The organism is Bradyrhizobium mercantei, assembly GCF_001982635.1.
GTDB lineage: Bacteria > Pseudomonadota > Alphaproteobacteria > Rhizobiales > Xanthobacteraceae > Bradyrhizobium > Bradyrhizobium mercantei.
In genome coordinates, this window is record NZ_MKFI01000002.1 from 606,581 (window position 1) to 622,239 (window position 15,659).

Consider the following 15,659-nt stretch of genomic DNA (forward strand, 5'->3'; position numbering starts at 1 on the left):
GCGCCCCGCCGCAAGTATCTTTCCGAGGGGCCACAACTTCTCATTGCTTGGGGCGCGTTTTCGTGCTGATGTTGAGTCACCACGTCGGATACCTGTCCGGCCAGATGCTCGCTTTGCGAGCATCAATTTATTGATCTCGATCAACGCCTCGGCAGCTCTGCGGATTGCCCCGGGCTGTTCATGTATGTGTAGTCCTAAAGCTTATTTTTGATCTGCCTTGTTATTTCAGGTGGCGAACGTGGCGACAGGGGACGACGACGCAGTTCCAGATATCGCTCAGTCTGCTGACGCAGATGCATTCCGGAATGATAATACGTCTCTGACGCGCCGCGGCTTCCTAATTGGTACGGGCTCGGTTGCCGGGGCCTACGCGACGGGTGCCTTCGCCGACGATGCCCGGCCGACGCATCGATGGTCGATTTACCGCACGCCCGATCCTGACGCGGATGGGCGTAGTGTCGTTGCGGTGTCGTTCGATGATCAGGGCAAGAACAAGTCGCCGTGGCGTTCCTTGCGCGAAATTTCGTTCGGCGAATACGCGAAGGTAGCTGTACAGCCTCTGAAGTCGGCAATCCACGGCGTCGCCTATGACGTCCAGGTTGTGTTTTCCGGGCTGGAATTGGCGCGCCGAAGCAAAGAGCCGAACCATTTCGGTTTGATATTCAAATTCATCCATACTCGCGATCCGCTCGAGCCAAGAATAGAGATCGCAGTCCGAGGTCTGCTATCTCGGGGGGAGCGGACTCTGGTGGCGAACCTCAGCCTGAGCGACTGGCTCGGCGCAGGGGAAATCAACACTTCCTCGGATACTCGGCTGGCGCGAGGCCTGCTCAACGAGGTGTTTTTATCCCGATTGCGCCTTCCGCGAACCGACAAGATGACGCTCTCTCTGGTCCTGCCGACGGAGAAAGACCAGCCCTTTATATGGCGTTTCCGGTCGGTTGGTTCCACTGTCGAACACACGAACGGCTTCGCGGTGGTGGCCGACGCCAATCCAATGCTCGGCGATGCCGCGTTTCGGCAAGTTTTGGTCGGCAGCTCGAGCCGCGTCGATCTATGGCGCGACCATGCGGCGGTCGGCGTGACTCCGGGCCACGGACAGACGCAGCGTCCCGCGCCGGGTGTGCAAAACCAACCGGTCTCAGCCAATCAGAAGCGTACGCCGCAAGCCAACCAAGACCCTGCGCGCCCCGACGAAGGTCAGCCAGCCTCGCTCGCATCGAACGCGCCTTCGGTGCCGTTGACCGCGAACAAAAAGCAAAGATCGGTGACGCCTCGGACAGTGGCGATGATGCCGGAGTTTCGGGCCAATGCGCGCCGCCTATTGCTGGGCGAGCACAAACTGAACAACGGACAGTCGAACAGCCTGGCTCTTGACCATATCGCCGTCGCTGCGTCATCGCCTGTTTTGTTGGTCCGGCGCGATCCTTCAGGTGATCCCCAGGGCATTCAACTCGAGGAAAATGGTCCACGCCTGTCCGTCGCGATCGAAACGACATTGAAAAACGTGAGCGCCGAGCTTTCGGTGCTCACGACCCGCGACAAGAAGGACTCGCGTCGGGAGGGCCCCTTCCGGCTCGTCGATGGCAGGTTGACCTTTTCGGGAGCCGCCGATGGCTCGCCCTTGCTGCTCGACGCCGACTTTCAGCTGTCCCAGCACAGCATTTCACTTTTGACGGCATTCGGCCCGTTCGAGATCGAAGCCCCCGAAGACAAGCGAGTTCGCCGGCGCGACGCGCTCGCGGTACCCCAGCAGGGCGACGACGGGCCGAGGCCGTCACAATATGAATTGCGGCGACCGGTCCGGTTGCAGGTAAAAGATCGCACGATCAGAGCTTTCGAGGCGACCGCTCGGGTCAGAAGCGCCGGCGTCGCACTCAACGACGCCGAAGCACCGGCCGGCAACGTGGTCGGTTCTTTGGCGGACCGCGGGCGGGCTTGCCGCGTTGATCTCGCGTTTCCGCAGGGATGCGAAGTGTTGTTCCGGTTGTTCGGGCTCGACGACAGCGCCAACACCCGTCACGGCATCGGCCGGCTGTCGCTGGGAACTTCCACCAAGGCAACACCGGCAGCCGGCACCTACGGCGGCCCGTATGTGCTGCCACTCGACAACGCCTTGCTGCGGTTGCGGCGCTGGCGCGACTTGACCTGCCTCACCTATCGCTTCACCGGACTTGATCTCGTGCAAGACGTCGGTGGTAAAGACCAAAAGGCTTGGCTCATACCGCGCGGCCTCGCCCGGCAAACGGCACTTGAGTCTCCCGCGGACCGCAATAAGGACTCCGGCAAGAGCCCGGACGCGAACCAAGCCGGCGCCGGCGATCCCGACATGAGCATCGCTCCGTTCGATCCGCGCGCCATGATGGTGGTGGAATTTCCCTCTCAGCACGTGGCGGAAGAGGCTTTCTTCGAGCAGCGACCGGCTAGGCCCGTCCCACCCGCCTACCCCGCTTCGGTGCTTAGCGACCACCCCGAGCTGACTGAGAAGTTCGAAAAACTGCGGTCCCTTTATCTGTCGCAGAGACCGCGCCAGAAGCAACCGCCCGATGCGCCGACCTTGGACACCAGGGCGAAGCAGCGAATAAAGTTGCGCCGCCACCTGACACAGGCGATGTCGGGTGATGCCGCCTTCTCGGCGTTTGCGGACGAATTTAAAAAAGCCGGTAAAGATCTCCTCACTGCGGAACAGCAAATCTACGTTGGCGAGGAGTTTCTCGATCCCCAAGCGCGGCGCGTCGCGGAAATCGTTGCCAACAACACCCCCGTGGCAAGGGCAAATTATTTCGACGCACTGCCGGACGATCCCGTCAGCAACCAGGATATCGAAGCGACGGTCTCGCATCTGCTGGATTTCAAACCGAAGGATGACCCGAGCCGGAAGGTGGCGGACGCGGCGAGCCAGCAGCTGATGGGCATTGCGGCGCAGCAGCCGAACGACCCCGCACTCAAGGCTTCGCTCGAGGCTCTGGTCGACCAAGCGACTCCAATCCTCAAAAAGATCCGGGAAGCCCGTGATCCTTTCTTCGTCACGCTGAAAAAAGCGTACGACGATGCCGCTAAGCCTTCCTCAGGCGACGGCGGGGTCAACGGCAGCCTTAGCACTTTCACAGGCCGGATACCACTGCTCGAAACGATTGCGAAGATTCGCCAAAGACAGGATGCGGCCAACTTCAAAGCGTTCTTGGAGAAAGACTTCCCACTGTTCGTGCGGAATCTCGTGACGACGGTCCAAGCCCAGTTGGGTTTGACGGGCGATGAAATTCCGACGCCGCTATCGCGTGCCCGACTGTCCGGTCCCTCGCGGCTGGCGTTCCGCATCAATACCGACGATTTCGAGACCGGCGACAACGGCGGACGGATTGAATTTTCCTTCAGCGAGTTGACCAACTGGTCGCGGCACGAGCTTGTGGTGATACGCCGCGCCCAAAAGCTTCTCAAGGCCTATGCGGATGGTTCACGCCGGCCCCTCTGGGATCGGGTGGAGGACCAGGATCTCGCAACACAACTTCTGCAGCAAGGCTTTAGCCGCGGCGGCCAAGCCGCCAGCAACGACAAAAGCACGACCGCCAATCGGACCAGGCGCAATTGGCCGGCCGCGACGGTCACTGCCGAGCAGCGGCTCGCCGAGGTCGCCGCGTCCGCCGCGGCCCCACCTGGCCCGTTCGAGACCGCGATCGAAATGCCTTTCCGGCTCTTCTTGTCGCCGGCCCAGGACGGGAGGTTCCGAACGCGGCGGGTCGTTCCGCCTTGGCTGTTCGGGTCGACGAGCGGGACACGCGCCACCAAGCCCGTGACGGTCGTCGAACCGCTGTGGACGGCGGCCTTCGAGACGCAACCCAATTCGGCCGTACGCGCCATCTGGTCGCCCGACTTCCGCCCTGAAGCTTTCGTGCCGGGCACGGTAGGCGCCGGCACTGGCAGAGGGCTCAATCCTCCCCCGAGCCGGGTCAACCGTCCGCCCATGCGTGGGCCCTACGCGCCATGGGCGATGGGCAGAGAAGCCCAGGACAATCCGCTTCCCGACACTTTCCCGCCGCGCTTCCGCACCGCGCTAGACGCCTTCGATCGGCACGAATTGGTCACTCTGTCGTCTGTGCACGGCCTGCCGGTGATCGGCAAGATCGGCAGGGATGCTCAAGGCAACGACGTGCGGCTCGGCAAGGACCAGGTCGAACCGCCGGACGGATTTCAGGTCTCGACGCCGAACTGGGACGGGGTCGACGTTGACGCCCAAAAACTGCTGCCAACCCTCAACGACGTCTATCTGCCGCGGCCACTCGACCCGCAAGGGCTTGAGCTGGCGCTTTCCTCACTCGGCGGTTTTTTGCGCGTCAATGCCAGCTTCGACCCGCCAGCCTCGGTCCTCACGGGCAACGGGACCGATTATTTCAACGCACTGTCCATCGAGCGGTGGCGCCACAATATCGTGTTGGGTCGGGATATCAGCGCAGAGGTGGTCTACAAGGGCTACCTCTTCCCCATCGGCCTGCATTGCGCTCTCATCAAGATTACCGAACGGCGTTTCCAAGCTGTTGCAGGTCGCCAGGGCCCCATGGCGGTGCTCCGCCAGCGCATGTTCCTGAGGATCGGCAAACCGACCAAGGAGTTTCCCGCCTTTCAGCAACCCGATGGCGGTCGCCGCCTACCCTTCAAGTCACTGACAGTTGTTACTACGCAAACTCCTGACATCGTCGATCCCTATGACCAGTCCGGCTCAACTAGCAATGATATTTATCCGAACGGCCGCATTGATTTCAAAACGAATCCCAGCGCGCGTGGCACAGCCTTCTGGCCACGCACCGCCAAACGCCTCGGCGGCGAGGTAAAGTTCGACGTCCTAGTCGACGGTAACATCCCGACGCGCCTACCGCTGATTTTTGTCGACAACGCCGCAGCCAACAATGAGCACGCGGTCCAGCTGATCTGCGAGCACTATAACCGGCTCGGAACGAGCACCGCCCCAACGTTCATACCAGCGTTGACACAGGCCGGGTTTTCCGGCGCAAAATTGACTTATGCGCCCGAAAGCAAAGCCGGCGACACGCAATTTGAAACTCAGTTCGTGGTGTTCGGCGCCGAGGGCCGCAGCACCACTGGCTCCGCATGTGTATTGCCCACGAATTATCGGCCGTTCTCGTCTAGCGGCGCCTCGACGCCATTTAACGCCAATTTCGTCAGCGATCCGTATATGCAAGGTGCCGACCAGCCGCCGTTCTATCCGGCGATGCGCTTTGCGGACGTCAAGATCGGCCAGATAGAAAAGCTCGTCGGCCACCCACTGCCGCCGACCCGTGTCTCCTACGACCCCAGCTATGCGCTCTACGGCTTTCCGGAGCCTGACGAACCCGCGAACGGCACCAATCCGCCAGCTTGTCCAGCAGGAATGGATCCGCGCGCGAATCCGAAAGAGATTTTCCTTTCCACAATCAACCCACCCCAACTCACGTTCGGGCACGGCGGCGACAAGGGCGGAGCAGTTTCACGGCCGGAAATGACGGTCCACGCGCTGTCGCGCGCCGCAGGCCCGATCAGCGCCAATCCGGCCCCCTCGTCAACACCCGCCGCCATCTCCGGGCAGCCGGCCCCCGACCCTGACGCGCCCGACGCGGTCACCGACCGACTTAATGCGCTGACTATAGCTGCAGATCCCGCAAAAGCACTCGCACAAGCTCTTTTTGGCTCGGATGCAACGCTCCTTGGCCTCATCAAACTTTCGGACTTGCTGAAGTCCATCATGACTTTGGCGGGCGGCAGCGTTCCCGTGCTCCAGGAGCTGGTGGAATATGGTGGTGGCCTCGCGGGCGACGTCGACGCCCAGATAAAGGACCGCGTGCTCACGCCGCTGCAACAGGCGCTCGCAGCGCTCAGCGGTCCGATGACGACTCCTGTCGATCTCGGTGTGTCGGGCGCGGTCAACGTCAAAGACGTCTACCCCGACGTCGTCAGCGGTTTCTTTGCGTTTCAAAAAAGCGTCAACGCCGCGCTCGCCACACCACCGCCGTCGGCCATATCGGGCGCGGGCGATACGCTAAACACCTATACTGCCGTCTACACCGACGGCCGCAGATTTGCGAACGCCATCGAGCGGGCTCTGCGCGACCCGATCACCCCGCTGCGCGAAGCAGCTAAAAAGTGGCTCAACGAGCGAATAGCAGCCGTCAAGCAGCAATTCGATAATGCCGTCACCACCCTTCAACCGATACTCGAGACTATCAATCCACGACAGCTGCGCTCCAAGCTTCGAAACTATCTCGCCAAGACTGTCCTCACGGAGTTGCAGACGCTGCTTTTCGTTATGCCGCCACCGACCAGTCCGTTCACGACGCCCAATGCGGATACGTGGCGAGACCTCGCTGGTACATTCTATTTGTCCATAGCGGATGCATTGAACGTCTGGGCCGGGACCAGCGACGACAGTCAGCCATTTTTTGATCCGAAGCAATTCCAGAAAGAATTGACAACTGCCTTCGTGGTTAGGACGCAGAATAAAGCCGGCGATGTCTGGGCCCAACAAGTCCTTTCCCTGAACCGGATGGCTGACCATCCGCAAGACCTCCTCGTTCCCGAAGCCGTCGCGATATTGAACGCACTCGACCAGGCAACCGGAGGGTTCAAGGACTTCCAGTCGACCGATCCTGGCGCGGTGACGACTGTCCTCAAGATGGTTGACCCGATCGGCGACAGCTTCAAGCAACTCAAGTTGGTCGCGCAAGTCGGCTCTGCGATCGACGGTCTCGGCACGACGCTCGTCAATCAGTGTGCCGAAAGCGTCACCGCCATCAACAACCTGATTGCCGCCACGCTGCCGACCGACGCGGCGTCGGCAGCCGCGCTGCTTGATCCCGCGGTAGATGCGTTCAATCGTTTGGCTGCGGGTTTATCCAGCCTCAACACGCAAGCGCAATCTATCGCCGTTACGACCAATCTGGTCCCGATGCTTGCCACGCTAAAGATACAGCTCAACCACGCAGCTGTGGATCAGCCGCCGGCTGTGTCGGCGCGGGCTCTGTCCGAGTTGACCGCAAAAGACCTTGCCATGCTCAAGGACATGATCCTCAGCTTTGCCAGCGAGCAGGTAAACTTCGACCCGCAAGTTTGCAACGCGCTTCCCACTCAATTCCCGTGGCAACTTCGACGCCAACTTGGCTACGTCCGCGCGCTTTCGAACCAGGCGGCGCGCTGCATCAGCGGTGCGCACCGAGTCGTGACCGCCCTCGCCGATCTCTTGAAGGATCCGGCTACCAACGTGCTGTTCTTGCAATTTCCCCCCTATCAGACCAGCTACAGCCAGCCGGTAGGAGGCGCACCTGCAACGTGGCCATCGCAATGGCCGCCCGCATCCGCGGCCGACGACGACGAGTCTCGGTACTGGATCGACCTTCTGCGCCAGCGCTTCTTTTATGTAGCGGCGCAGGCGCTATCCGCTGCGGCAAACCTGTTGCAGAAGCTCTCACTTGCCGGCGTCATTGTCGATGCTGGCGCTTCGCCTGGCCCACGCCTCGTGGCATTCAACGCGCTGAGCACGACGGTCGGCAAGATCGTCAGCACCAGCCCAAAATTCAATGATCCGGCCGAACGCGATGCAATCTCCCAACTGCTGACTTATCTCCAAAACGTCCATAGCGCCGCCCCCACTGCGATCAGCAGGCAAGTGAAGCTTGCCGTCAACGACCTTACGGTGGCAAGTAACGCCCTCACTACTCTATTGGACGGTCCTTCCGCTGCGATCTCTACGAAAATCGTCGAAAATGCGACAGCGCTGGCCGCCAAGAACGGCAACCTCGACAAGGCCGCGCAGACTGTCATCACGCAGGTAGTAGGTATGGTCGACCGCGCCATTGGCACGGGCCCGTTCGGGCTACTGCCCACAGATGCGGGCGCGCAGCCACCGATTCAGGCGCTGTTGGCACTGCTTTTCGACCGCATGGCCGGGCAATTCCAGGACATCGTCAACGGGATCGTCCAAGGCGACGATAAAATAGCTGGGATCGTCAAAACTACGATCGCGAAGCGCCTTGCGGGCTTTTACGACGACGCCCGCAGGTACCGGGACGAACTCTTCATTAAAGTCTCGGACGCAGGCAAGGACGTCGGGGCAGTGGCGGCGCAAGTCGGCAACGCGCTAATTGCGCCCAAGGATCGTAATCTCGATGTCGGCCACGACGCTTTGTTCGGCCAGGATCAAAGGATCAACGGCATCGCTTCTGACCTGAACGATCCAAACAAGCAGCTCAATGCACTCGTCGACCTTTTCGACTTCATCAAAAGCTGGAAGAGCCATGCTTACGAAAATGCGACGCCACCGGTAAACGGCCCGAATGCCGTCCTGTTGATCGCTGATCAGGCGCGGGACCTCGTCACCAACCTAGTGCGCGACGTACTCAAGGGAGATCTTGGTAAGATCATCGATTTTGCGGCGATCAAGGCCGAGGTTGAGCGTCGTCTGCGCGAACTGATTCCGACGAAGGTGACCTTGGCTTACGACTTCGATACGGAATTGCAGGAGGTCGCGGGCATCTTCAAGCCCGCGAGTGGCTCGCGCCTGACGCTCAAGGCGCGTACAGTCATCGACGTCCTGAACGGCGGACCGCCTCAAATCACTTCGTCTGGTGACATGGGGCCGTTTAGGGTCAAGATCCTCGGCGGCTTTCTCGACATCGTCACGCTATCGTTCGACGGCGCCAAGTTCGGTAGCGAGACAGGCGGCAAGCTCAAGGCCAATGTCATCGACGTTCAGCTCGGCGAAGCGGTCAGCTTTCTGCAGGCGGTCAGCTCGTTCTTCTCCTTCGGCGCCAATGGTTTCTACCTCTCCGCGCTGTTCGACCCACCTGGGCTCGAAGCGGGCTACCGCATGCCACCGTGCGGTTTTGCATTGGGCGTGCTCGGTGTCAGCAACATCTCGCTCAACGCAGCGGCCATTCTACCGTTCGACAATTCGCCTGCGCTTTTCAAGGTTGGTCTGTCACGGCCGGAAGCGCCCTTCCTGATAAATGTCGCCGTGTACGGCGGCGGCGGGCATCTCGCACTCTACTCGAACTCGCAAGGAATTATCGGATTCGAGGCGAGCTTCGAGTTCGGTGCGGTTGTCAGTTTTGCTATAGGCCCGTTGACCGGCAACGCCCGAATAACCGTCGGGGTATTTCTTCGCAGCTTCAAGGAAACCGCTACTGGACGTAGCCTCTCAACGATCGAGGGCTACACGACGATCGCTGGGTCGGCCAGCATCGCGATTTTCCATTTCGCGGCTATGTTGCAGGTTCGGGTCGGCCAGCAGCCCAACGGAAACATGGTTGGCACCGCCATCTTCACTTTCTCGTTCTCGATGGGAATCAAAGACATTGAATTCCGCGTCACCGCGCGCAAAGAAATGGGCAGGGGCTATTCGTCGAACGCGCAGGTCGGCGATGCAGGGGATACGATCGATCCGCAACAAAAGCGGGTGAAGTTAGCGAGCAACGTTCCCTTCGAGCAGCTCGCCGCCAGCGTCCCGAGCACGTTCGCCGCCCATGTCACGACAGCGGACGAAGGAAAATGCAAGGACACGAATGGCGAAGCACAGTGCAAACACCCGATGGCCTACCTGAACTACAAGGCGGTCTGCAAAGGCAAGGACTACACGAAATACCAGAGTTACTTCGATCATCGACAACCCTGGCAGCCCACGTTCTTCTGAGCCCGCCACATGCATCCCCAGCTTAGAATGAAGTTCGATCATGGACGAAGTTACCTGAGAGCAAAATGAGGCCGGAAGGTTTCCGCGCCTCGTCCCTTAGCGACCGTGCGGCGGACCAAGCGCCGCAGACCGAGCGTGTGTCATGGCAGACAAATTGACGATCACTGTCGTTCCCCGGACTATCTGTAGCTACCGTGACAGCCGCGGCGATGGGGTTAGGATCGGAGCGACGCTCGTTCTGCGTCCGGGAACGATCGGCACAGCCGAGGCTGCAGGCTCCCAACTGTTTGAGAACTGGCCGAGCATTATACATCACTTGTTCTCCAAGCATGCGTTCAAGGCTCAGCTGGGCGTAGCAGATACGGCAGGTAAGCTAAATCGGAATGCGAAGGTCATCCAAGAAGATGGGCACACCACCAACACCAGTTTTTCTGTTGCGCTGACATCAATTCCAGAAGTCGGCAAGGACCCGGGTTTCGGCGGGCTCAAGCTTGCGGACATCACCGACATCTGGAACGGCCTTTTGAAGGACGGCGACCACGACATGACGCCCCTTCGTCGCGCCCTCCTCGATGCGACCGTCCAACCCGCCACCACCAACGGTCACGCGACGCCCAACAACCAGCCTCCCCACCCTTATCAAGACGTTCAGCAGCCCGCAGACCCAAAGGACCCTTCGAGCCAGCCTGCCCCGAATATCGTTGGAATGCCACGCGCCGAACTCGCGCAGCAGATCACAATGGCGCGCGCCATGGCAGTGATCGGCCGCGTGAAAGGCCAACCGTGCGCGCGCCAAGCATTTCTCGGCGAAGGCGCCTATTTTCAGCGCCCGTGGTCGCGTTCGGCCACGCGCATGGAACGCCTCGCCCTCGACAGCGCTAACGAAGGGCCGAAACCCAGCGACCTAGCAGGCTTCGCGCCGGACGGCACCCCCATTATCTTTGCTGCGGCCAACCTCGCATCGGACGCCAAGCCGCTGCTGAAATACGATCCCTACCGCTACGGCAAAACGCCCGAAGACACACCGGATATGCAATGGTCGTTGATCAAGAACGCCCTTATCGGTGAACGCCAGGACAAGGAGCAAATCTATCAGAGCGCGTTGGCGACGAGGCAGGGCTCGGCTCAGACGGTCCACGCGGCCGAGGCCAGCTTGCTAAGCTCCGGGGCCGGCGTCGACAGACGAAAAGCGTTGGCCGAAGTCCGCGGCGTGCGGGCCAGGCACAACACGTTGCAGCAGTCCACGCAATTTGTTCGCGACAATGGTGGCAATCTGGACCCCGACTTCCTACACGTGCACGGTGCGGCCACGTTGGAAGACTATGGCAGCCCGCCAGACGCCAACAGTCATACAAATAAGCCTGATAACAATCCGGCAACACAGGCAGCCATTGACGCCGCCAAGCGCCGTTGGTTTGCGCTGCTCGGTCTCCCGGCCCTTCATCGGCTGCTTCTTCTCAGCGTCAACGTCGATTTGTCGTTTCGTCGCAGTGAATTCGACCAGCTCCTCGATGCAGCCGTAACGACGCCTGACTTCGTTCAGTCGCCCAACAGGTCAGCGGCGTTTTTTGTCATCCGCCTCGACGTGGCAGGCGTCGCCGACTCGCAGCTTGGGCACGTCGACTATCGGGGACAACCGTGGACGTTAGCCAAATGTCCGCTGTCTTTCGGTGAAAAAAACAAATGTTTCATGCCCGCGACCCTCGAGGAACTGCTTGAATGTTTACCCGACGGCCACGCGCCGATCTCGGCGCAAGATCTTCGAGAGCGCGGTACGATTGACCAGTTCGGCGGCGTGCTCGATCTTGAAGCCGCGGCCGTGGACGGCGGTAATAGATCACTGCGCTTTTCGATCGAAACAGTGGACATCCATGCCGCCACCGAATCTGACATGCGGCGCGATGCCGCCATGGCGAACGCCGCCGACCTCACTGGCGATAAATGGATCCCCTTGCCTGCCGTTGCGGAATTGACCGCTGGCGCCGCAGTCGAGCGCAAGCTGAGGACGGCCGGCTTGCAATTGCTCGATCAATGGCGCGGCAGCGTGGTAGTCAAGCAGTTCAGCCGGTCGCTCTCCCTGTTGACCTCTCCGGGCCCCGAGGACCTCGTTCTCGATGCCGACGACCTCGCCATCGGATACCGGCTCGACGTGGGATTCTGCACCGCCGCGACAAGCCTATTGCAGTGGGCCTGCCTGACCAACCGTGAAGTCAGGTACTCGCTGCCAAAAAGGAAGAATCTCGATCTCAACAAGGCCATCGACGCGGCACTCGGCCTTTCTACCGCTGCTGCTCAGACGATCCGTGCCGAACTCGACGGCAGCGTGCTGGCTATGCCAACGCGGCTATTGCAGAACGCCGATGGCAACAAGACCGGATTTGCCGAGGCGGTGCTGGCTGCTTGGCAAGGGGATCCGCTCGGCATCCACGCGCACGAACAGCTTCTAGGCGTGTGCCCTGGCGAGGGCTTGGAGTTAGACTTGGATTTCAATTTACCGTCGGCGAGCAACCACCTCCCCGCCAAGCACCGCATCGGCGTGCCCTATTGGCTCGGCGCGCGTACGGTATTTCTCGGCGGCGTTTGTTTGCCGCTCTCCGACGCAATTGAGCTTTATGAGAACGGATTTGGCGGCGGCATGTTGCTGCCGCGCCAGGGCGAACTGCGACGTCTCCTACGCCACGAATGGATTGATCCGCCGATGGTTGCGGTGCCTTGGGCCGACATCGTCTCCGAGCTGGGAATCGCGACGAAACCCGCCGCGGGAAAGCCTCAGACGCCGCTTTGTCGCGGGCTCGACGGCGACACGATGGTGGTGCGTACACCGACGGACCCGCATCCCCTTCCGGATGAACCGGACGACGACTGGCGCTTCAAACCCGATGTTGCCCGACGCGCCGTGTGCGCTCCGGGCGTCGATTTCACCTTCGCGCATCTGCACTCGATGTTCGACTCCAATCCAGGCCTTGCAACGAAGCGTGGGCTTGCGGGCGTCGACTACGAACCCAGTATGGGTGGATTTCCCGCCATCTCTCCGGAGGCCCCCATCGAGGACGCCTCGATCATCTTCGAGCAGCGCAAGCCCGGCTGCGCCGGGACGGCGCCCAGCGGCATCGCGATCTTCCGCGCCCGTACCCACTCGTACAAGGTGCCGTCCGGGTCCGAGGAACTGTATTTTCCCGACCCCGCCGCGCGCTCCCTGGTTATCGGCCTGAGATATCCATGGACTACGGACACCTACCTCAAAGGCGCTCCCATCGTGGTCCCGCTCTACGGCGGTGGCAAATCTGGCTGCCCTGTTCGCAACTATCCCGACGCCATGCCGGTGCTGATTGCCGTGCACGCCATTCCGAAGCAAGGCGCCCGGCTGACCGAATACCAGCAATTGGCACAGCGGGCCGGCGGCAAACTAATGGCGCCGGCGTCTATCGCTAAGGGGCAAGCGGCGGGTACAGCCATTGAGGTAACGATCAAGCTCGCACCGGGCGAAGACTTTTGCATCGATATCTGGGCGCTGCACGACCTCGGGCAATTGGCGCAATGGTTCGATGGGCCGGAATCCGTCGCCTTCTACTGCGCTGGTACCTACAACGGGTCGCCGGACCCGGCCGTAGAGAAGCAAAAACTCGAAAAGATGCTAGGTAAAATCCCGGACAAGCCACTCCATTCGCCTGTTCGCGTGATTCGTCGCAGCGACGCGGTGGTTAGCTCAGCGGCCGTAGCCGACGCGGCCACGGCGCTGCACGCGACCCTCAGTCACAAACCGATCCCCGAATTGTCAGCGGTGCGCACCTTGCGCGCGGTTCACGCCGTCGAGCAGCCCCCCGTAGCGGCAAAACTGTGCAAGGCGGGAATGCCTAAGCCCGAATTGCGATTCCTGCGCGTCGAAGCACAGGAACGCCAGACGATTCTAAACAACGCCGCTGATCCCAAGCACGATTGGCGCAAGTGGAAGCGCACGGACGACTCGCCTTCGGCGACGGACATTCTGGCCGGCGGCACCATTCGCATCGATAAGGCGATCCACGAAAACATCGAGCTACGCGTTCGGGCGGTTTCGCCCAATGGACGCCCGATGGACAATCCGCTGCTCGGCCGAACACCTGAGGACAGGTCGCGCGGATTGTGGCCCGAAAAGCCTGCAGAGAACACCTCAGTGAATAGCGGCGCCTCCTTGACCCGGCGGCTGTACGGCTTCGACGTCGATGAAGAGGGGCGCGTTTGCTTCACGCCCGAGGAAATCGTCTTCAACAAATGGTCGCCGAAGCCCGACTGCAAGGTCGCACCGGAAGACATCACCCTGGTGGACCTGGCCGCCGAGAGTGAATACGGCGCAGTTGCTCCGCCGCAGCCAGCCCAGTCTCACACCGGTGTCGACCAACCAGCGCAGCAAACCAGCGATAACGGCCGACGCTCGCCGCAGCGTTATTTTACCGACGGCACAGCCCGTCGGGTCCAAGCCTATTTTGCGGTGACCTCGCGCACAGCGCGCCTTGTTCCCGAGCGCTCGAGCTACCCTGACGCTGCGCAACAGCAACACGATAGGGATCGCCTGTTCGCGTACGAACGGGATGCTCGCGGCAAGCCGGCGATGACTTCCGCAATCATCCGTTCCATCGTCCGCCCGCTCGCGCTTCCCCGAAACAACGTCCTTCCCGCCTTCGTGTGGACGACGGATTTTAGTGCGATCACCGGCATATCGACCATCTCCCGCCGGACTCGTATCCGCATTCCGTTCGTTCGTCCGGCTATGACCTCGGGTGAGGATGAGCGCATCGGCATCGTGCTCTGGCCGCCCAACATACTTGGGGCGTCAACCGAACCTGGAGCCGCCGGTCCGCTGTCGACATGGACCGAGGCTGACCTGACCGTCGGTAAGATCCGCCGCGCCGAGCCGCTGGAGACCAACGAGCCGCAGAACAAGCTCATCGACCTGCAAGCCTTGGCGAAGAAGGATCCGCAGGTAAAAGGCCAAGACGGAGCCGACTGGCGGTTCGGCTACTTCAGCGACGAGGATCTGGGGCCGGGCGGAATATATGTCAGTCGCTGGGGCGCCGACCCGATTCACGATGCAGGCGAAATGGCTTGGTTCATGCACCCGCGGGCGTTCCGCGACCTGCCCGACTGGTCGGCGACCGCTGTCGATTCGATCGCTGCAGAAGACGAGGACACTGGTGTGCTGTGGCCGGAGGAAGACCGTTACGCACCGAGGCTGGTTGAAAACGTACTTATGCCGATACCGGGCAACAATCCCGGAAAAATCGGCGCAGACGAGAATCAAGGACAGGTTGGAGATCAGAACGATCCGTCAAAGAAGCCCGAATTCATGCTGGTATCGCTACTGACCTACGCGCCGCGCTTCGATTTGGAGAGCGAGACCTGGTACATCGACGTTGAGATCGATCCAGGCACGGCGCCCGATCCCTTCCTGCGGCTCGGTCTCGTCCGCTTCCAACCCCACGCTAATCGGCCAGTCCAAGTGTCCTACCCGGTAGACCAAGAGATCCAGGTGGTCGGCTATCGTCGGGACGTGAAGGTTAGCCGGGTGCGTGAAGGAGAAGTGACTGTGAGGGTCGAAGGCCCGGTCATCGGCAAGATGACCTCCGAGGCGCCGCTGACGATCATCCGCGCTTCTCTGATCGAGCGTCGAACGACTGAATACGGCCTCACTTATGAATGGCCGGCGCGCGCCGTCGGCCCCGACGGCTCGCTCGGCGAGCCGATCGAACAAGTGAGCTATGCCAATTCGCAAAGCGATGATCTCATCTGGGAGGGCACCTTCCACCTTCCTACCAAGGACTCCAGCGACGATTTGGTCCAGTACGCAGTCTTTATCGAGGAATGCTACCGAATGCGCCGTGCGACTTTTGACGAAGAGCCGGTCAAAGACGAGCCTGACCCCACCCAGCGCAACGACCCCACTTACTGGCGCGACTCCGGACCGCGATTTGCCGTGCGAATCGACTTGTAGTGAGGCGTCTCACAATGA

Annotated in this window: 2 protein-coding genes; both read left to right on the forward strand. The window is 61.0% G+C overall.

The genetic code is table 11. From position 1 onward, the window contains the following. The first annotated feature begins 238 nt into the window (after window positions 1-238). The gene (locus BI327_RS10390) at window positions 239-9,673 is read left to right on the forward strand and encodes a hypothetical protein (protein WP_143271575.1); all 9,435 of its coding nucleotides are present in this window, start codon (window positions 239-241) and stop codon (window positions 9,671-9,673) included. A 142-nt stretch (window positions 9,674-9,815) separates the two neighbouring features. Next, complete coding sequence (locus tag BI327_RS10395; RefSeq protein ID WP_076860161.1) at window positions 9,816-15,641, forward strand: hypothetical protein; 5,826 nt, start codon at window positions 9,816-9,818, stop codon at window positions 15,639-15,641. Window positions 15,642-15,659 lie beyond the last annotated feature (18 nt).